This is a genomic window from Nonomuraea turcica, assembly GCF_030718205.1.
Taxonomy (GTDB): Bacteria; Actinomycetota; Actinomycetes; order Streptosporangiales; family Streptosporangiaceae; genus Nonomuraea.
The window spans coordinates 90,321-109,565 of the sequence record NZ_JAUZQF010000002.1; the positions used below are offsets into that span (position 1 = coordinate 90,321).

Consider the following 19,245-nt stretch of genomic DNA (forward strand, 5'->3'; position numbering starts at 1 on the left):
TCCTTCATTTGCTGCGCCTGGGTTAACGACCATCGAGAAGTGGCCGACGGGGATCCCAGCGCGGCCCGCCCTCATCGTCCTTCCGGCGTCTGGCCATCGCTGACAGCGCCTCAAGAATAACCCGGTTCCCAAGGTACGCGGTGATGTCCGCATGATCATACGGCGGCGCCACCTCCACCAGCTCCATCCCCGCCACAGGAAGCTCGTAGCAGATTCTGCGCACCGCGTCGAGGAGTTGCCTGGCCGTGAGCCCGCCCGGCTCGGGCGTGCCGGTGCCGGGCGCGTGGCCGGGGTCGCAGACGTCGATGTCGACGGACAGGAAGACCTGGTCGCATTCGTCGAGCGCGATCTGGAACGACTCCGTCAGCACCTCGTCGAGCCCGCGCGCGACGACCTCGGTCATCTCGTACGAGCGCATGTTCCGCCGCGCCATCCATTCGAGCGTCGCGGGCTCGGGCCAGTAGCCGCGCAGCCCGATCTGCAGGAACCGGTCGCCGCGGATGGCGCCCGACTCGATGAGCCGCCGCATCGGCTGGCCGTGGCCGTACAGGTGGTGGCCGAAGGTGTGGTCGCCGGTGTCGGCGTGCGCGTCGAAGTGGATCATCGAGGTGCGGCCCGGCGCGTGAGCCCTGGCCGTGCCGCGCGCGTCGGGCAGCGCGATCGTATGGTCACCGCCCAGCACCAGCGGGATCGCGCCCGAGGCGGCGACGCGGTGCACGGCCTCCTCGATCGCCGTCAGCGAGCCCTCGACGTCGCCCGAATAGCACTCCACGTCACCGGCGTCGAGGACGCGCAGGTCCTTCAGCGCGTCCACGCGCAGCGCCAGGCTCGGCCTGGACCCGTCGTGGGGCAGGTAGCAGGCCTGGCGCAACGCGTTCGGGCCAAACCTGGCGCCGGGCCGGTTGGAGGTGCCGCCGTCGAACGGAGCCCCGATGATCACCACGTCGGCGCCCTCGTAGCTCGCCGGGTCGCCGACGTCGCAGCGGTCCACACCCAAGAACGTGACATCCGGGCCATACATCGCGCCATAACGGGACAAACCCGACCTCCATCACTCCGGCTTCTCGGTCACTCCTGCCGAGTCGAACGTGGCCACATCGTGCATCACCCGCACGGCCGCGCACACCATCGGATGGGCGAGCAGCCCGCCGGTGCCCTCGCCGAGCCGCATCTCCAGGTCCACCAGGGGGCGCAGCCCGAGGTGGGTGAGCGCGGCGGCGTGGCCGGGCTCGGCCGAGCGATGCCCGGCGACGCAGTGGTCGGGCGCGGCCGGGTCCAGCGCGGCGGCCACGAGCGCGGCGGCGCCGGCGATGACGCCGTCCAGGATCACCGGGACGCGGGCCGCCGCGCCGCCCAGGATGAAACCCGCGAGGGCGGCGTGCTCGTAGCCGCCGACGGCGGCCAGCGCGCGCAGCGCCTCGCTCGCGGAGGACACGTCGGCCGGCAGGCCGTTCATCCGCAGGGAGTCGCGGACGACGGCCACCTTGCGGGCGTGCGTCTCGTCATCGATCCCGGTGCCCCTGCCGGTCACCTCGGCCGCGTCCTTCCCGGTGAAGACGGCGATCAGGGCGGCGGAGGCGGTGGTGTTGGCGATGCCCATGTCGCCGGTGATCAGGCAGCGCGCCCCCGAGGCCACCAGGTCGCGGGCCACCGTGATCCCGGCCTCCAGCCCTCGGACGGCCTGGTCGACGGTCATGGCGGGCCCCTGCGACAGGTCGGCGGTGCCGTACCCGATCTTGTGCTTGACCAGGCCGGGCGCGTCGGGCAGGTCGGCGGCGACGCCGACGTCGACCACGGTCACGGACACGCCGGCCTGGGCGGCGAAAGCGTTGGCGACCGCGCCGCCGGCCAGGAAGTTGGCCACCATCTGCACCGTGACCTCCTGCGGCCACGGGGTGACGCCGCGGGCGTGCACGCCGTGGTCGGCCGCGAAGATAGCCAGCGCCGCGGGAGCGGGCATCGGCGGCGGGCAGAGGCCCGCAGCGCCCGCGAGGCGGATCGCGAGCTCCTCCAGGGCGCCGAGCGAGCCGCGGGGCTTGGTGAGGCGATCCTGGTGAGCACGGGCCTCGGCGACCGCCACCGGATCGGCGGGGCGGATCGCGGCGAGCGTCTCAGCGAGCATGGCGTACCTCCACTGACAGGCCTTCAGGGTGGGAAGGCTGAGGGGATGAGGTCGGAAGGCCTACGGAACGAACTGGAGCGCTTCCTCGTATCGGTCGATCACGACGTCGGCCAGGGTCTCGCAGTCGCCGATCACCTCGGCGCAGCGGATGTCGAGATCGGGATGTCCCGCGCCGTAGGCCAGCGCCTGCGCCCACACGCGCTCCAGCATGCCGCCCGCGAACAGCAGGTAGGGCACCACGATCACCCGCTTGGCCCCCAGGCGGCGGCAGCGCTCCAGCCCGCCGGGCACCCCCGGAGGAGTGACCGACACGAACGCGGTCTCCACGGTCATGAAGTCGTAGGCGTGCATCTCCCAGAACAACCTGGACACCCGGTGGACCTCGGCGTTGGCGGCCGCGTCCGTCGAGCCCTCGCCCACCAGGACGACAGCGGTCTCGCCCGGCTCCACGTGCAGGGACTCCTCGAGCAGGGTGTCGACGGCACGTAGCCGGGGCCGGGCGCCCACGAGCTCGAGCGGGCGCGCCGGCTTGGAGATCTCGGCGGCGGCCTCGTTGAGCCGCTCGGCCAGCAGCGCGAGCACCCGGGGGTCGGGCCCGAGCGGGCGGCCGTAGTCGTACATCAGCGTCGGGTGCCGCTTCTGCTCCAGCTCCATGGCGGCGCTGAAGTCGTCGCTGACCCGGCTGAGGCTCAGCGGCAGCGCCACAAGGCGGTGGTGCCCCCTGGCGACCAGGGAGGCGACGGAATCACTCAGCCGCGGCGTGGCCCGCTCCAGGTAGCCGCCAGAGACATCGGCGGCCAAATGGTCGAGGCGGCAGCGGAGACGGTGGACGAACCTACCGAACTCCGCAGCGTAGGCGTCATCGTGCGAGCCCTGCCCGATCAGCAGGAGCGGCGGCTTCATCGTGAGGGAATCTCCATTACGGGGGACAAAGTCACGAGAGGATAACCGATAGGCCCCGGTACGGAACAGGTCACGCTGCGTGCAATGGCGTCGCATGCACCACGAACACGGGGTCCGCGGTGGTCAAACGGTGCGAGCCGTCGGGGTTGAGCGTCAGCTTCGAGGCCAGGATCTGGGTGCCCTCGCCCCGGTAGCCCTGCTCGCGCAGCCGCTCCAGCACGGCCGAGACCTGCTCGATCTTGTTGAGCGCGCACACGAGCGAGCGCGGGCGGCGCGCCGCGCAGGCCACGACCACGTCCGGCCCGCCGCCGCCCACGAACACCGCGTCCGGGTCGGGCAGCGGCTCCAGCGCCGGCGGCGCCTGTCCCCTGGTCAAGGCCACCTTCACACCGTGCTCGAGCACGTTGGCGCGCAACTTGGCGCACAAAGACTCCTCGCGCTCGACGGCCACGACGGCCGCGCCCATCCTGGCGCATTCCACGGCGATCTCGCCGACGCCGGCGCCCACGTCCCACACCAGGTCACCGAGCCTGGGGCCCAGCTTGGCCAGGATGTACGCCCGCGCCTCCGCCGGGATCCTACTCTCGAACGGCAGCGCCCACTCGGCGGGACCCGGCTGCGCCCCGGCCACCCAGCTGTGCTCCTTGGGCTGGTGCAGCGGGTCGATGACGAGCACCACGTCGGGATCCTTCCACGGCCGGGTCGTGGCCTCGCCCATGCGGCTGTGCGTGACCCGCTCGTCGGGGCCGCCGAGGTCCTCGCAGACGATCAGCGCGCGGGGCGTGGTCGGGGCCAGCTCCCTGGCGATCTCACCGGGGCCCACGCCCGGCGCGACGAGCAAGGCGACCTTGGGATGGGCGCGGCAGGCGTTCACCGCGCGGTTGAGCTGGTGCGGGCCGGCCGGGGCGACGACGAGCGCGTCCTCCCAGTTGAGCCCGGCGCAGGCGAAAGCCCGCGTGACCAGCGATTTCGCGGGCAGCACCTCGGGTTTGATGCCGTGCGCCCGCAGCGTGCGCACGACGCCGAAGAAGCCGGGATCGCCCTCCGCGATCACGACGGCGGGACCTTCGCCCTGTTCGAGGTGGTCGTCGAGTGTCTGGAGCAGCGACTCGTCGGCCGCGGTCTGCGCCGTCAGCGTGAGCTGCCCGACGATGGCGTCGGGTCCCACAACGAGCCTCGCCTCGTGCAGCCGGTCCACCGCCTTGGCCGACAGCTCGGATCCGTCCCAGCCGACAACCGTGATCATGGCGCCTCACTCTCCTCCACCTCAAGGGTGACGGTTGCGGCGGAGTTTCACAAAGGGTGCAAGGGTCAGGCCGGTATGCCCCCGGGCCAGGTCGGAGCGGCGAGCCTGGGGCGGAGAGCGGCAGCTTGCGTAACCAGCGGAGCCCCGTGCGAGCGCGACCACCGACACAGAGCGGCGAGCCTGGGGCGGAGAGCGGCAGCTTGCGTAACCAGCGGAGCCCCGTGCGAGCGCGACCATCGACACAGAGCAGTTGCTCCCTAGACGAGATCGGAGGGGACGAGGCTGAAGACGACGAGGTCCTCGCCGGCGAGGCTGGCGCGGGCGACGCCCTCGCGGGTGAACCCCGCCTTCTCGGCCACCCGCTGGGACTCCGGGTTGCCGACGGCCGCGCGCAGCTGGAGCCGGTGGAAGCCCTGGCTCTCGAACAGCCAGCGCGCGACCGCCAGCACGGCCTCGCCGGCGTAGCCGCGGCCGCGTGCCCATGGGGCCGTCATGTAGCCGACCTCGGCTGTCCGGTTCGTCCAATCGATGTCCCTGAGGTCCACGTTCACGGCGAACCGGCCAGTCGCCGGATGTACGGCCGCCCAGCCGATGCCCGCACCCCGCAGCCGGAGCCGCTCGACGCTCTCGATGAACGTCCGCGCGTGCTCCTCGGTGTAGCCGCGCGGTACTCCCGTCCTGGCCTGGGTGAGCGGGTCCGCCGCGGTGGCGGCCAGGTCGGGCACGTCGGCGGGCGCGAGCGGGCGCAGCAGCAGCCGCTGGGTACGCAGCTCCGCCCGGGGCAGCGTGGGAGCCGGGCGGCGGCCGTCGCCGCGCAGCAGGCCGAACACGACCAGATCATGCTGGCCGTCGTCGTCCATGACCGCGGAACGCAGCACGCCTTCCCAGGTGAAGCCCGCTTTCTGGGCGACGCGCAGCGAGGCGGCGTTGTCCAGGTTGGCCGTCAGGTCGATCCTGCGCAGCTCGGTGGTCTCGAACACCCACTCGACCAGACCGCGCACCGCCTCGGTGGCCAGGCCGCGGCCCCGGTAGAGGGGGTGCACGCCGTACCCGACCTCGGTCGTGCCCGCGCTCCACGAGGTCTTGAACAGGCTGATGGCGCCCACCACGACCCCGTCGACGTCCGTCATGGCCAGATGGACGCCCTGACCTGACTTGCGGAGCTCGTGCACGCCGTGCGCCAGCCACGGGGCGACGCCGGAGACGTGGGAGGGGGCGCCGGGCGGGAGGAACCGCACGCCGGACTCCACGATCGACCGGATCCGGGCGGCGTCCTGAGGGCCGAACGGCCGCAGTGTGAGCCGGGCCGTCACGATGCTGACGTCGGGATCGAACACGGTCGGCAGGGTACACACTCGCGATGTTTGCCCACGAAAGCGGGGGTAGGGGCGCAGTTGAGAGGAGTGAGGGAACGATGGAACAACGTGGGAGCGACAAGCACGGCCCCCGTCTGGACGACCAGCAGAAGCACGAGACCAAGGGCATGGTCCGCGGCGGCGGCACGACGCACGCCGAGGAATGGAAGGAGCCCGAGGACATGCCGGCGCCCGGCGAGCGGTCGGAGCAGTCGTACCCGCCCGGTCACGAGCCCGGCACGCCTGCCGGAATCACCCAGCGGGGCGTCGACATCCGTAGCGAGTTGGCCAAGTGGCTCAGCGACTGCAAGTGGCCCGCGTCGAAGGACGACCTGGTGAGCCATGCGGAGCGTGCGGGCGCGCCGGACCGGGTGGCGGACATGGTCGGGTCCCTCCCCGATCGCCGGTACGCCAACGTGGCCGAGGTGGCGAAGGCACTCGGGCTCGGCGTGGAGAAGCGGAGGTGGTGACCGGTGCGGCTGGACTTCATCCGACCGCTGTACGAGAGGCGTGGCCCATACGCGTCGGTGTACCTGGGCGCGCTCACCGGTGCCGAGCGGGAGAAGCAGTGGCGCGCCATGCGCGACCAGCTCGACGGGGCCGACTCGGCGACGCTGGACGCGCTGGAGGCCGAGGCGAAGCAGGCCGCGGCCGGGCGGGCCCTGTTCGCCACGCACGGTGAGGTGGCGCTGGCCGAGTCGCTGTTGCGGGCGCCGTACGAGCTGGCCGTGTGGTCGCCGCTGCCGCACGTCACGCCCATGCTCATGCAGCGGGGTGAAAACGTGCCGCACCTTCGCGTGATCGTGGACCACGCGGGCGCGGAGGTGACGGTGTTCGGGGGCGGGTCGCCGCGCCGGACCATCGTCGAGGCCGAGGAGTGGCCGCTGCAGAAGACCGCGCAGGGCGGCTGGTCGCAGAAGCGGTACGAGCGGGCGGTCGACGAGACGTGGGAGAAGAACGCGGTGGCCGTCGCGCACGAGATCGACGAGCAGGTACGCCGGATCGGCGCGGACCTGATCCTGGTGGCCGGTGAGCCGAAGTCACGCTCGTACCTGCTGCACCATCTCGGCACCAAGTCCGCCGACCGCGTCCTGATGGTCGAGCACGGCAGCCGCGCCGACCACGGCCAGTTCGAGAAGGACGTGGAGAAGGCCCTCGACGACTGGCTCGACCGCAGGCGGGCCGAGCTGCTCGAACGCCATCAGGAGGCGTCGGGCCCGGTCGGTGTGTCCCGCGTCGCGCACGCCCTGCGCGAGGGCCGGGTGCACGCGGTGCTCTCGCCAGGCGAGCTGCCGAAGCCCGTCTGGACCGGCGAGGGCGGCACCCAGGTCGCCACCGACCCGGAGGAGCTGCGCCGCTGGGGCGTGGACGACCCGGTCCAGGAGCGCGCCGACTCGGCGCTGGCCAGGGCGGCGGCGATGACGGACGCCGAATTGTGGTTCACCGACGACGTCAAGGACGTGGCGGCCGTACTCAGGTACTGATGATCACTTCCAGCGTTCGGGGGCCGTGCACGCCCTCGACCCGGTTGAGCTCGATGTCGCTGGTGGCCGACGGGCCGCTGATCCAGGTCAGCGGGCGTGCCGGGTCGAGCCTGGCAATGGCCTCGGGGACGCCGGAGACGATCTGGTCGGCCCTGACCACGCACAGGTGGTAGTCGGGGACCAGCGTCTGCGCCCTGGTCCCCTGGCCGGGGCCGTGGTCGAGGACGATCGTGCCGGTCTCGGCGATCGCCACGGCGCAGCTGGTCACCACGCCGTCGGCGGTGTTGAGATCCTCCCACCCGTCGCCGCCTGGCCTGATCATGCGCCGCCCGGCGACGAGTTCGTCGATCTTGGCGGGCACCTCCGCCGCGGGCAGCACGTGCACGATCGCCCGGTAGTCGTCCACGCGCTCGGCGAACAGGCCGACGAGGTCCTCCACCTGCTGCGTCGTACGGTAGCCGCGGGGAATCTCGACGTCCTGCGCCCCGGCGACGGCTCTGCCGATCCTGGCGAGAATCTCGTCACGCGCGCTCATTCCGCTCCCACCAGTCTCTGAAGGATTCTTCCGGGATGTCGGGGATGTCCCTGGTGTCGGTCCACGCCGACAGCGGGCCCGGCAGCCGTTTCGGCACGAGCTTGCGCAGCCGGGTGGCCGCACGCTGGGCCTTGGCCAGCCGGGTGTGGTCGTTGAAGATCCAGCCGGCGACCTTCATGCCGGCCCGCTCGGCCGCCGCGTGCGGGGCCTTGGCCCGCAGGTCCACCAGGACCTCCGGAATGTCGATGGCGACCGGGCAGACGTCGTAGCAGGCGCCGCACAGGCTGGAGGCGTAGGGCAGCGAGGCGTCCAGGTCCGAGCCCATGCCACGCAGCTGCGGCGTGAGGATCGCGCCGATCGGGCCCGGATAGACCGAGCCGTACGCGTGGCCGCCCGCCCGCTCGTAGACCGGGCACACGTTCAGGCAGGCCGAGCAGCGGATGCAGCGCAGCGCCTGGCGGCCGACCTCGTCGGCGAGCACGTCGGTGCGGCCGTTGTCGAGCAGCACCAGGTGGAAGTCCTGGCCCTCCACCGCCCCCGTCCACATGCTCGTATAGGGATTCATCCGCTCGCCTGTGGAGCTGCGCGGGAGGAGCTGGAGGAACACCTCCAAGTCCTGCCAGGAGGGCAGGAGCTTCTCGATCCCGACCACGCTGATGAGCGTCCGCGGAAGGGTCAGGCACATGCGGCCGTTGCCCTCGGACTCCAGCACCACCAGCGTGCCGGTCTCGGCGACCATGAAGTTGGCGCCGGAGATCGCGACCTTGCTCTTGAGGAACCGTTCGCGCAGGTGGAGCCGGGCGGCTTCGGCCAGGGCGGGCGGGTCGTCGGTCAGGTTGTCCGGGACCTTGGGCATCTTCTCCAGGAAGATCTCCCGGATCTCCGACCGGTTGCGGTGAATGGCGGGGACCAGGATGTGGCTGGGGAAGTCGTCGCCGAGCTGCACGATCAGCTCCGCCAGGTCCGTCTCGTACGCGGTGATGCCCTCCGCGGCGAGCGCGTCGTTGAGGTTGATCTCCTGGGTGGCCATGGACTTGACCTTGACCACCTCGGTCTCGCCGGTCGCCTTGACCAGGTCCGCGACGATGCGGTTGGCCTCGGCCGCGTCCCTCGCCCAGTGGACCGTGCCGCCCGCCCTGGTGACGGCCTCCTCCATCTGGACCAGGTAGCGGTCGAGGTTGCGGAGCGTGTGGTCCTTGATCGCCTTGCCGGCCGCGCGCAGTTCGTCCCAGTCGGGCAGCTCGCCGACGACGCTCGCCCGCTTGCCGCGAATGGTGTGGGTGGCTTTGCGGAGATTGAAGCGGAGCTGAGAGTTCTGTACAGCCTTTTCAGCGTTTTTTGGGAAATTTCCGGGCATGCCGAGGAACGTGGCGCTCATTGGGCCTCCTCCGTTGATGCGAGGATCTCGGCCAGATGCATCGTCCTGACACCGGTCTTCTGGCGGCTCAGCGTGCCGCCGATGTGCATCAGGCACGAGTTGTCCGCCGCGCACAACACCTCGGCGCCGGTGTCCAGAATGCTCCGGGTCTTGTCGGCGCCCATCGCGGCGGAGACGGCCGGATTCTTGACCGCGAACGTGCCGCCGAAGCCGCAGCACTCCTCCGCCCCGGGCAGCGGCACCAGCTCCAGGCCCCGGACATGCTGGAGCAACCGGGTCGGCCGGTCACCGAGGCGCAGTCCGCGCAACGAATGGCACGTCGGGTGATATGTCACCCGGTGCGGGAAATATGCGCCGACGTCCTCGACCTTCAGCACATCGATCAGGAACTCGGACAGCTCATACACCTTGGGCACGACCTCGGCGATCGCCGCCGCCCCCTTGCTGCCCGGGCGCGCCAGCTTCGGGTACTGCTCGCGCACCATGGCCGCGCACGAGCCCGACGGCGCGACGACGGCGTCGTACCCGGCGAAGACTTCGGTGAAGTGCCGCGCCAGCCGCACGCCCTCCGCGCGGTAGCCCGTGTTGACGTGCATCTGGCCGCAGCACGTCTGGGCGGCGGGGAAGTCCACGTCGCAGCCGAGCCTGCGCAGCAGCGACACCACCGCCTTTCCGGTGCCGGGGAAGAGCGTGTCGTTCACGCACGTGATGAACAGGGCGACTCGCACGGCTCTCCTTCCAAGGTATGGTCTGACCACAGTATGGTCCGACCATATCAGGAGGCTCTTGTGGAGGGCTGGCGGCCGGTCAAGCGCACGCGGACGTTCGAGGACGTGCTCGCGCAGATCGAGCGGCGCATCGCCGAGGACGGTCTGACGGCCGGCGACCGCCTGCCCGCCGAGCGCCAGCTCGCCGAGCAGCTCGGCGTCAGCCGCTCATCGGTACGGGAGGCCATGCGCGTGCTGGAGACGCTCGGCGTCGTGTCCTCGCAGGTGGGCCGGGGCCCGGACGCGGGCGCGGTGCTGATCTCGCGCCCGGACTCGGCGCTGACGGACCTGCTCAGGCTGCACCTGGGGCTGGCGAGCCTGGAGCTGCGCGAGGTGATCGACACCCGGCACATGATCGAGCAGTGGGCGGCCTCCCGCGCCGCCGCGGCGCGGGCCGACACCTCGGCGCTCGCCGCCGCGCTTTCCGGGATGGACGAGGCGCGGACGGCGGAGGAGTTCGTGGAGCACGACACGGCCTTCCACTGTGCGATCGCGGACGCGTCGGGCAACCGGCTCATCGCCGCCATCATGCGCTCGCTCCGCGACTCGATGCGGAGGTATGCGGTCGAAGCGGTCGAGCGGCTGGGCGACACGTCGATCCTGCGCGCCGACCACGTACGCATCCTGGAGGCCATCGGACGGGGCGAGGCGGACGAAGCGGCCCGAGCCGTCTCCGAGCACCTGGCACACGCGTACCCGTCGCTGTTCTCGGGCGGCCGCTGACGCTTCCGGACGATCCATGCTGGATCCGGTCACTGTCGTGCCAGGCGGAGATCTGAGGGTGTCATTCCCGCGTGTCGGCGTTCCTACAGCTCGCCCCCGAGCACGCCACCATCCCCGCCAGCCGCCCATCGAGACCGGCCAGCAAAGCGGGATCGGCACTACCCGCCAGGTTCCGCAACTGGTACGGATCCGTCTGCAGGTCGTACAACTGCCGCTCCCCCGTGTCGTACCGCACATACGTGTACCGATCGGTCCGCAACGCTTGATAAGCCGGCACAGGCGTCTGCTTGGCCGACGCCCGGTTGGTCGGCCTGGTGAACTCGACCAGCACGTTCTTGCGCCACTCTCCCGGCGACCGGCCCTGCAGCAGTGGCACCAGCGAGCGCCCCTCCGCGAACGCCGGCACCGCAGCCTTGCCGAGCTCAGCGACCGTGGGCGCCAGGTCCACTGTGGCCCCCATGCGCGAGATCGTGGAACCCGGCGCGACACCCGGACCGCGCACCACGAACGGGATCTTGATCGCCTCCTCGAACGGGGTGGTCTTGCCCTGCGCGAGCCGATGCGTCCCGAGGTGGAAGCCGTTGTCCGAGGTGAAGATGATGTAGGTGTTGTCCAGCCGCCCGGCCTCCCGCAGCGCCTCGACGACGGCACCGACGAGGTCGTCCACGCCGAGCATGGCCCGCAACCGGGCGCGGAAACGCTCGTCGATCGCGTCGATCCTCGACTGGTCGAGCAGGGGCAGGCTCTGCATCCACAGCGGCTCCGCGCTCACGTCCTGCTGGTTGAATGACGGCGTCCGCGGCGCCATGGCCAGCGGGAACGCCCCCGCGTGCTGCCAGGCGGGGTTGGCCGGGTGGTGCGGCGCGACCGGCGCCAGGTACAGGAAGAACGGACCCTCGGACCCGGCGATGAAGTCGCGGCTCTTGCGGGCCAGCACGCTGGAGAGGTAGTCATCCTCGGTCCAGCCGTAGTCGGCCAACGCGCCGTTCTCGTTGAGCCGGTAGCCGTACTCCTCGTAGAGGTTGCGCACCGGCACGGCCCACTCGTCCCAGCCGGGCGGCACGTACGTCTCCTCCGCGGCGTGGCCGGGGTAGTGGTTGAGGAACTTGCCCATCAGCGCCGTGCGGTATCCGGCACCCTGCATCCACGTCCCCAAAGTAGAACGTTCCAGACCTTGGGCATGGAAGCGGTCGAAGCCCCCTTCCGGCGCGGTATTGGTGAGAACGCCATGGCTGTGGACGTACTGGGAGCGCAGGATCGACACCCTGGACGGACAGCACCACGAGTTCGTCACGAAGAACCGGTCGAACGAGGCGCCCTCGCGCACCAGGTGCTGGGTGATGTTGGGGAAGTACGCCAGCGTGCCCGCCTCGAGGTCGTCGACCACGATGACGACGACGTTCGGCCTGGACACGCTCGCGGCCGCAGGCGGCTCGGCCGCCGGGAGCAGCAGAAGGAGCGAGAGCAAAAGGCAGGCAACGCGACAGAGACCCTTGACCACGGAGTGTGACTTCCCCGGAAGATCCTCCATTGACACCCGCGCCCGCCACAGCCGTAATAGAACTTAATTCCGGAGGTGTCCTATGAAGCTCGGGCTCCAGTTGGGTTACTGGCAACGCCACGCCGACGACGCGACCGAGACAGTGCTCGCGGCCGAGCGGCTCGGCTACGACTCGGTGTGGACGGCGGAGGCGTACGGGAGCGACGCGTTCACGCCGCTGGCCTGGTACGGAGCGCGTACCAGCCGCATCAAGCTCGGCACGTCTGTCGCGCAGCTCTCGGCCAGGCCGCCCGTGACGACGGCGATGACCGCGATGACCCTCGACCATCTCACCGGCGGCCGCCTGCTGCTCGGCGTGGGCGCCTCGGGCCCACAGGTCGTGGAGGGCTGGTACGGGCAGCCGTTCGCCAAGCCCCTCGCCAGGACGCGTGAGTACGTCGAGATCATGCGCAAGGTATGGCGCCGCGAGGAGCCCGTGACGAGCGAAGGCCCGCATTACCCGCTGCCGCTGGCGGGCGGCCTGGGCAAACCGCTCAAGCTCATCACGCATCCGCTCCGCTCGGACATCCCCGTCTATCTCGGGGCGGAGGGCCCGAAGAACGTCGCCCTGGCCGCCGAGGTGGCCCAGGGCTGGCTGCCGCTGTTCGCGTTCCCCGCCAAGATCGAGGAAATGTACGGGGAGTCGCTGGCGGGCGCCCCCGAGGGCTTCGACGTGGCCGCCATGGTGATGGTGATCGTCTCCGACGACGTGCGGTCGGCGCTGGACGGCGTGAAGCTGATGCTCACGCTGTACATCGGCGGCATGGGCGCCAAGCACCGCAACTTCCACGCCGACATCATCGGCAGGATGGGCTACGCCGAGGCCGCCGAGCACATCCAGGCGCTCTACCTAGCCGGGCGGAAAGACGAGGCGTTCCGGGCGATCCCGGACGAGCTGGCTGACGGCATCTCGCTCGTCGGCCCGCCCGGCCGGATCAAGGAACGCCTCGAGTCGTGGCGCAAGAGCCCGGTCACGAGCCTGCTGGTGATGGGACCGCGCGACGAGCACTCGCTGAAGCTGATCCGCGACCTCGTCCTGGGATAGCACCGCGTCAGTCCTGGGCGAGGCCGGGGCGTGGGTCCGGGGTCAGTCGGGGCGCGGAGCCGGGTCGGCGGTGACCGATCTGAGCAGCGGCCTGCTCATGGCCCCCGCCCCGATCACCCCGGCGAACCCGGCGACGACGCACGTCACCAGCGTGATCACCCCGACCGCGCTGATCTGGCCCATCATGAACGGCGTGGCGCAGAACGCCCCCACCAGGATCGCCCCGCCACCCATCACGGTCAGCGGGATGAGCGTCTCCGCGCGCCGCGCCCGGTCGAGCACCTCCAGCGGCGTGCCGGCCAGCCGCAGCAGCCCGTACGTCTGCCGCCGGTCCAGGATCGACGACGCGGCCGTGATGCCCGCGCTGGCGATGGCCACCAGGAACGACACCGACAGCACGACGATCGTGCCCACGCGGACGTCGGCCAGGATGCCGATGCCGAACCGCTGGTCGTCGGTCTCCGTCGTGGGCGTGCGGCCGGGGACGAGCCCGGCGAGCGCGGTGCGCGCCCGGTCCACCGTTGGCGCGTCCGCGGAGCTGCCCAGGGCGGCGACCACGGTCTGCTTCGACGCCTGCACGGTGGCCGGCACCTTCGCCGCCGCCAGCCGCTCGCGCGCCTGCTCGGTCACCTGCTCCACCCGCCCGGCGGGCGCCGTGACGCGGAGCTGGGGAGGCGCGGCGGCATCCCCGGTGATCGCGTCCGGGCTGAGCAGGCCGAGGAAGCCCGCCACGAAACCGGTCAGCGCGACGCCGCTCACCGTGCGCCAGGCCGAGCGCGGGTCGTCCACCAGCCTCCGGCCGGCCAGCAGCCGGGCCGGGCCGCGTGCGGTGCCCGCCGTGATCCTGCCGATCAGGCCCACTACCCAGGGGCCGACCAGGTTGACGCACAGGAACGCCAGGGCGAGCGCCACGGCGACGATCGCGACACTGGTGCCCCTGGTCAGCATCGGGAAGACGGCCAGCACCACGAGCAGGACGAGCACCCGTACGAACCGCAGGGCGGGCGGCGTCTCCCGCTTGGCCACGCCGAGCGGGCTCACCACGACCCGGCGCAGCCCGGCCACCGCCGACAACCCCACCAGCAGCGGCACCGCGACCAGCACCCCGGCGAGGACGAGCGGGCTCGGGAACAGGTCGCCGGCGAACCACGGCCCGCCCTGCATCTCGATCCCGGCCAGCAACGGCACGGCCAGGGCGAAGGCCACGGCGCCCGCGAGGGCGCCGGCCAGCGCCACGATCATCGCCTCGGCCACCGTCATCGCCACGACCTGCCCCGGCGTCGCGCCGACCAGCCTGAGCGCGGCGAGGCGCTGGTCGCGCCTGGCCACCGTGAGCCTGGCCGCGGCGCCGCCGAACACCAGCAGCGGCACCACCATGAGCACGCTCGCGACGAGCGCAAGCGCCTTGTACGCCTCCGCGTCCTCGCTCGGTGTGCCGGCCAGGCCCGACACCCTGGTCGGCGGTTTGGCGATGATCCAGTCATCGCTGCGGGGCGCGGTCATCTCCAGCGCGTCCGGCGCGTGGCCGACGACCGCGACCAGCTCGTCCGGGTGGACCAGCGCCTCGTCCCCGAGAATCCCGCGCGAGTCGGGGTAACGCTTGGCGAGCTGGTCGGCGGGGAGCTGCCTGGCCAGCTCGGCGAGTGCGGGCGACAGCCACACCTCGCCCGGCTGCGGGAAACGCGGCATTCCGGGCGGAGCGGGCACACCTGGTTTCAAGGCGGCCAGGTCGACCACGGTGATCACCTGGTCGCGCACGTAGTCGAAGCGCGACGCCTCGATCGCGACCGCGCCCGACGCGGCGGGGACCGGGTTGCGCCAGGCGCCGCGTTCGGCCCTCGCGTCGAAGGCGGAGTTCGCGGCCACGGCGAACAGCAGCAGCGCCGTGGACACGGCGACCGCGCCCAGCGTGAGCCAGGTTCCCAGCAGGCCCCTGCGGCCGCCGCCCTTGAGCAGCCGCCAGGTCAGCTCGAGGTTCACGCGGCCCTCCCGCCCGCCGCTCGTGTCCCGTGCGGTACGCGGGTCATGCGCGTGCTCCGGTCGCCAGGAGCAGGCCGTCGCGGACCTCGACCGTGCGGTCGCACCAGGCGGCCACGTTCGGGTCGTGGGTGACCACGATCAGCGAGGCGTCGTTGTGCTTCGTGGCCTCGACGAGCAGGCGCATCGTGTCCTGCCCGGTCTGCTGGTCGAGCGCACCCGTGGGCTCGTCGGCGAACACCACGGCCGGCCTGCTCACCAGCGCCCTGGCGATCGCCACCCGCTGCGCCTGGCCGCCCGACAGCTCGCCCGGGCGCCTGGACTCCAGCGTGTGCAGGCCGAGCGGCGCGAACCAGGCGCGCGCCTGCCGTACCGCCTGGGCCCTGGGCACGCCGCCCAGCATGAGCGGGAGCGCCACGTTCTCCTCGGCGGGCAGCTCGGGCAGGAGCTGGCCGAACTGGAAGACGAAACCGAAGCGAGTACGGCGCAGTGCGCTGCGTTTCCGCTCGCCCATCGCGTCGATGCGCTGCCCCAGCAGGTGCACCTCGCCCGCGTCCGGTTTCATGATCCCGGCCAGGCAGTGGAGCAGGGTCGACTTGCCGGAACCGCTCGGCCCCATGATCGCCACGGCTTCACCGGCCCGTACCGTGATGTCCACGCCGCCCAGGGCGACCGTCTGCCCGAACCGTTTGGTCAGGGCTCTTCCAACAAGCACATCGTTCATGACGTACAGGGTTCCGGCGGGCCGGGGGGCGGGGGATCGGCCGTGCGTCCATACCGCCATCGGCCGAACGGCTGATCTCTAGAGTTGGGGCGTGACTATTCGGGTTCTCATCGCCGACGATCAGCAACTGGTACGCACGGGCTTCCAGATGATTTTGGACGCTCAATCTGACATGGAGGTGGTCGCGGCGGTGGCGGACGGAGCCGAGGCCGTCGCCGAGGCCAGGCGGCTGCGGCCGGACGTGTGCCTGCTCGACATCAGGATGCCCAAGCTCGACGGGATCGAGGTGACCAGGATCCTGGCCGGTCCAGGGGTGGACAATCCGCTGCGGGTGGTCATCGTCACGACGTTCGATCTGGACGAGTACGTGTACGGGGCGTTGCGCTCGGGCGCGACCGGGTTCCTGCTCAAGGACAGCGGGCCCACGCTGCTGATCGAGGCGGTCAGGGCGGCCGCGGCGGGTGACGCGCTGGTGTCGCCGTCGGTGACGGTTCGGCTGCTGCAGCATCTGACCCAGCCCCGGCGGGCCATGATCCCGGCGAACGACCCGCTGACCGACCGCGAGCTGGACGTCGTGCGGCTGGTGGCCAGGGGACGCACGAACCAGGAGGTGGCCGCGGAGTTGTTCGTGTCCCTGTCGACGGTCAAGACGCATCTGGGAAACATCCAGGCCAAGCTCGGTGTCAGAAATCGGGTGGGAATCGCAGCTTGGGCGTGGGAATCCGGCGTGGTGAGCTGATTAACGACGGGGCTCCCGGGATAGAAGTGAATGAGAACCTCAGCGCATGGCCCGGGGGGAGAACATCGTGCGCTACACCCAGGCATCGCCTACGAGAGCCGCCTCTGCCGTATACGTGACGCTCGCCGCGCAGGTCCTCTCCCTCGCCGCTCTCGTGATCTTCGAACACACCCGCGGGCACCGGCTCGCCGCCCAGCTCGCCGAGTTCGGCGGGCGGCCGCACGGGGCCGACGCGGAAGCGGTCGTGGGGGCCGTGACGGTGTTCGCGCTACTGATGATGCTGGTGGCGGGCACGTCGATCGCGGCGGGCGCCGCCTACGTGACGTGGCTGGTGCGGGCCAGGCAGGCCAACGACCGCTCGGCCCCGACAGGTCCGGTCGCGGCCGCGTGGCTGATCCCCGGCATGAATCTGTTCGCTCCCGTGATGCTGGTCGACGAGGTGTGGCGGGGCGCGAGGCCGCCCGCGGGGCAGCGAGGGCGATGGCTGTCGCTGCTCGCGGCGTGGTGGCTGAGCTGGCTGACGATGCTCGCGCTGATCACCGTCCGGCTGCCGCTCGGCGCGTCCGCCGGGGATCTGACGGGGGTGGGGGTGCTGGAGCTGGGGTGCGCGGCTGTGGCGGCCGTGTTGTGCGCGTGCACCGTGCGGGAGCTGACCCGGCTGCAGCGTGCCGCCCGCTCTCCGCTCGCCACCATCCGCACGTTCTCCCACGAGTCCCATCCAGCCCCAGGCTCCACACCGCTCGGCCGCACCAGCTGACCTGCCGCCAGGTGCGGCACTGCGCCGATCAACTCTTACCCGAATTACGGATTACCTCCACGACGAGCCATGCGTTGGTGGATGGGTTTCGACCTTTTCGGTTGGGCTCACAGTGCTCCGGGTCCGCCCTCCGGGCACGTTCCCGTGCCACCTCATGGTTAGCGAAGGGAAAGTCCCGGCCGAGGTGCTTGTCGTAGTCCTTGATGTGGTTCCTGAGCTTGCGCCCGACTCTGACATGGTCACAGGCGGTGACGCAGTCTTCGAAGTGATAAAGAATCCATAGCTCGAAGCAAGGTAGGGAGACCGCTAGGTTGACGTGCCCTCTACGCGCCGTGATCAGAGCCTGCGCGAGAGTCTTGTGTTCGTTGACGTCGACGACGCACCACACCTCGTCGTAGGCGATGTTGGCGTCCCGCTGAGCACGCGCTTCCCGGTCCTTTTTGTCACGCTCGCTCAGGGCGTACGCGACCAGCTTCGCAGGATCCCGACCGAGACCGACCACCTTGCAATTTCGGATGTCGACAGGAAGGGAGCGAAAGTAGTCACGAATTCCCTTAAAGTACTCGACCTCGGTTACTTCACCCTCGCATACGATGAGAACGCGTTTCTTCGGCTCTCGCCGACCGACGACTCGATCTAGGCGCGGGGGGCTACGCCTGGGGCTCATGGCTTGCTATCGGCGCCTTTCCAGAAATATTTGGCGGACGTTCTCGAAGTTGAGGTACGGCATCGCACCATAACGGCCTTGCAAGTAGCCGCGCTCGATGTTCTCATCCCGTCGGGTATGAAACTCGGCAAGTGAGTAGAGATTAGTGGCGCCGGATTCTTCCTTCTCGGTGAACCACACCTCGTCCCTTGCCAGAATCTCGTCGTTCAGCAGAGAGCCGAGGAGTGTCGTGTCATGCGAGGCGAAGACGAGCTGGGCTCCTTCCTCGTTGATGTCGGCGTCCTTGAACATCCGGATCAACGTCGAACTCAGAAGGGGATGGAGACTTGAGTCGATCTCATCGGCAACCAGAACGCCGCCCGTCCTGAGTGCGAACAGCGCGTAACCCAGCAGGGACAGCCAAGCTCGGGTTCCTGCACTCTCTTCCTCCAAGTCGAGGAGGACAGGTTGCCCTGGCCTGCGCAAGACGATTTTCGAACTCGACGTCGTCTCCACGATTTCGGCCTGCTCGATTCCCAGGTCGGCTATCCGGAGCAGCTCGTTGAGCTCCGGAGCAGCGTTCCCGTGCAGCAGCACACTCGTAATGCTCAGTCGAAGTTTTTCGTCTCGCTCGCCATGCCGGGCAAAGAGAGTGTGGCCTCCCAGCACATTGAAGATGGCACTCAGCAGCGGGTGATTATTGGATGCCGCACATGAGAGATACAACGAGTTCGGGCGCGTGAGCCGCCATATGCGTTGCAGCTCTCCGCCGAGTCCGCGCCCGAAGGATACATCGGTCGGGCTGGTGCGCTCGAAGAGCTTTCTCACCCTTCCGTGAGGGAAGGAATTCAACCACTCGCCGAGAACAGCCTCATCGTCGACCTCGAAGCCATACGAATAGCGAACGTCATCGAGCAGAAAATCGATCTCGAAAAACGATGGAGCCTCAAGCCCGGGTTTCGAGAATTTATATGGCTGTCTGGGTATTCCTGCGGTCGGCTCCCACTGGGTGTGCGACCACGAGACAGCGTCGCTCATCCACCGCAGGGCATCGAGAACGTTGGACTTCCCCGACGCGTTCGCACCATAGATTCCCGCGACCGACAACGGTTTCGTCCGTCCCGGCTCCCCCCGGCGCGGGGCCGCGATGAAGGAGAGGGTCTGCTCATCGCGGACCGACCGGTGATTGGCGACCCTGAATCGCAGCAGCATGGCCTTCTCCCCACGGTGAACCGGCTGTCACCTTACACTTTCAAGCGGCTCTACGAAGAGATTCCCTGCAAGTCGGCGTGTAAGCGCGAGAG

At 70.1% G+C, this 19,245-nt stretch carries 19 protein-coding genes; 6 read left to right on the forward strand and 13 right to left on the reverse strand.

The features are described 5' to 3' along the window. Window positions 1–22: 22 nt before the first annotated feature. The 5 genes from speB to Q9G87_RS06190 all read right to left on the reverse strand — a co-directional run bounded on the left by speB (window position 23) and on the right by Q9G87_RS06190 (window position 5,608). Window positions 23–1,039, reverse strand: a complete 1,017-nt coding sequence (gene speB, locus Q9G87_RS06170; RefSeq protein ID WP_305915218.1) for an agmatinase — start codon at window positions 1,037–1,039, stop codon at window positions 23–25. Between the two features lie 12 nt (window positions 1,040–1,051). Further along, entirely contained in the window at window positions 1,052–2,122 is a 1,071-nt protein-coding gene (cobT, locus tag Q9G87_RS06175) for a nicotinate-nucleotide--dimethylbenzimidazole phosphoribosyltransferase (protein WP_305915219.1), read from the reverse strand. 60 nt (window positions 2,123–2,182) lie between these two features. Then, complete coding sequence (locus tag Q9G87_RS06180; RefSeq protein ID WP_305915220.1) at window positions 2,183–3,025, reverse strand: sirohydrochlorin chelatase; 843 nt, start codon at window positions 3,023–3,025, stop codon at window positions 2,183–2,185. A 70-nt stretch (window positions 3,026–3,095) separates the two neighbouring features. Beyond that, window positions 3,096–4,271: a bifunctional cobalt-precorrin-7 (C(5))-methyltransferase/cobalt-precorrin-6B (C(15))-methyltransferase gene (locus Q9G87_RS06185; protein WP_305915221.1), complete on the reverse strand. Its 1,176-nt coding sequence runs from the start codon at window positions 4,269–4,271 to the stop codon at window positions 3,096–3,098. A gap of 257 nt (window positions 4,272–4,528) precedes the next feature. Further along, window positions 4,529–5,608, reverse strand: a complete 1,080-nt coding sequence (locus Q9G87_RS06190) for a GNAT family N-acetyltransferase (protein ID WP_305915222.1) — start codon at window positions 5,606–5,608, stop codon at window positions 4,529–4,531. A 77-nt stretch (window positions 5,609–5,685) separates the two neighbouring features. Here Q9G87_RS06190 and Q9G87_RS06195 point away from each other — a divergent pair, with 77 nt between their 5' ends. Then, a complete protein-coding gene (locus Q9G87_RS06195; RefSeq protein WP_305915223.1) occupies window positions 5,686–6,096 on the forward strand; it encodes a DUF2795 domain-containing protein in 411 nt (136 codons plus the stop codon). Window positions 6,097–6,099: 3 nt separating this feature from the next. Then, entirely contained in the window at window positions 6,100–7,110 is a 1,011-nt protein-coding gene (locus tag Q9G87_RS06200; RefSeq protein ID WP_305915224.1) for a baeRF2 domain-containing protein, read from the forward strand. Here the strand turns inward: Q9G87_RS06200 and Q9G87_RS06205 are convergent. From Q9G87_RS06205 to Q9G87_RS06215, 3 genes are read right to left on the reverse strand one after another with little or no spacing between them, the layout of a single operon-like run. Continuing rightward, entirely contained in the window at window positions 7,100–7,645 is a 546-nt protein-coding gene (locus Q9G87_RS06205) for a LutC/YkgG family protein (RefSeq protein ID WP_305915225.1), read from the reverse strand. The two genes, Q9G87_RS06200 and Q9G87_RS06205, sit on opposite strands and share 11 nt — an antisense overlap. Continuing rightward, complete coding sequence (locus Q9G87_RS06210) at window positions 7,632–9,023, reverse strand: lactate utilization protein B (RefSeq protein WP_305915226.1); 1,392 nt, start codon at window positions 9,021–9,023, stop codon at window positions 7,632–7,634. Before Q9G87_RS06210 ends, Q9G87_RS06205 begins: the two co-directional genes overlap by 14 nt. Then, a complete protein-coding gene (locus tag Q9G87_RS06215; protein ID WP_305915227.1) occupies window positions 9,020–9,751 on the reverse strand; it encodes a (Fe-S)-binding protein in 732 nt (243 codons plus the stop codon). Before Q9G87_RS06215 ends, Q9G87_RS06210 begins: the two co-directional genes overlap by 4 nt. Window positions 9,752–9,811: 60 nt before the next feature. Here Q9G87_RS06215 and Q9G87_RS06220 point away from each other — a divergent pair, with 60 nt between their 5' ends. After that, complete coding sequence (locus tag Q9G87_RS06220; RefSeq protein ID WP_305915228.1) at window positions 9,812–10,513, forward strand: FadR/GntR family transcriptional regulator; 702 nt, start codon at window positions 9,812–9,814, stop codon at window positions 10,511–10,513. Between the two features lie 61 nt (window positions 10,514–10,574). Here the strand turns inward: Q9G87_RS06220 and Q9G87_RS06225 are convergent, their stop codons facing one another. Further along, complete coding sequence (locus Q9G87_RS06225; protein WP_305915229.1) at window positions 10,575–11,981, reverse strand: sulfatase family protein; 1,407 nt, start codon at window positions 11,979–11,981, stop codon at window positions 10,575–10,577. A gap of 115 nt (window positions 11,982–12,096) precedes the next feature. On the opposite strand from Q9G87_RS06225, the gene Q9G87_RS06230 reads away from it, so the two are divergent. Continuing rightward, window positions 12,097–13,098, forward strand: a complete 1,002-nt coding sequence (locus Q9G87_RS06230) for an LLM class F420-dependent oxidoreductase (protein ID WP_305915230.1) — start codon at window positions 12,097–12,099, stop codon at window positions 13,096–13,098. 42 nt (window positions 13,099–13,140) lie between these two features. Here Q9G87_RS06230 and Q9G87_RS06235 read toward each other — a convergent pair whose 3' ends face one another. Then, on the reverse strand, window positions 13,141–15,078 hold the full coding sequence (locus Q9G87_RS06235) for an FtsX-like permease family protein (protein WP_305915231.1): 1,938 nt from the start codon (window positions 15,076–15,078) through the stop codon (window positions 13,141–13,143). 43 nt (window positions 15,079–15,121) lie between these two features. After that, window positions 15,122–15,799, reverse strand: a complete 678-nt coding sequence (locus tag Q9G87_RS06240) for an ABC transporter ATP-binding protein (RefSeq protein WP_305915232.1) — start codon at window positions 15,797–15,799, stop codon at window positions 15,122–15,124. Between the two features lie 91 nt (window positions 15,800–15,890). On the opposite strand from Q9G87_RS06240, the gene Q9G87_RS06245 reads away from it, so the two are divergent. After that, window positions 15,891–16,538: a response regulator gene (locus tag Q9G87_RS06245; protein WP_305915233.1), complete on the forward strand. Its 648-nt coding sequence runs from the start codon at window positions 15,891–15,893 to the stop codon at window positions 16,536–16,538. Window positions 16,539–16,584: 46 nt separating this feature from the next. After that, window positions 16,585–17,295 (forward strand): DUF4328 domain-containing protein, encoded by a 711-nt coding sequence (locus Q9G87_RS06250; RefSeq protein WP_305915234.1) that lies wholly within the window; start codon window positions 16,585–16,587, stop codon window positions 17,293–17,295. Between the two features lie 28 nt (window positions 17,296–17,323). On the opposite strand, the gene Q9G87_RS06255 is transcribed toward Q9G87_RS06250, so the two are convergent. Together Q9G87_RS06255 and Q9G87_RS06260 are read right to left on the reverse strand one after the other, a co-directional pair. After that, window positions 17,324–17,962 (reverse strand): RloB family protein, encoded by a 639-nt coding sequence (locus Q9G87_RS06255; protein WP_305915235.1) that lies wholly within the window; start codon window positions 17,960–17,962, stop codon window positions 17,324–17,326. A 6-nt stretch (window positions 17,963–17,968) separates the two neighbouring features. Beyond that, a complete protein-coding gene (locus Q9G87_RS06260) occupies window positions 17,969–19,153 on the reverse strand; it encodes an AAA family ATPase (RefSeq protein WP_305915236.1) in 1,185 nt (394 codons plus the stop codon). Between the last annotated feature and the right edge of the window lie 92 nt (window positions 19,154–19,245).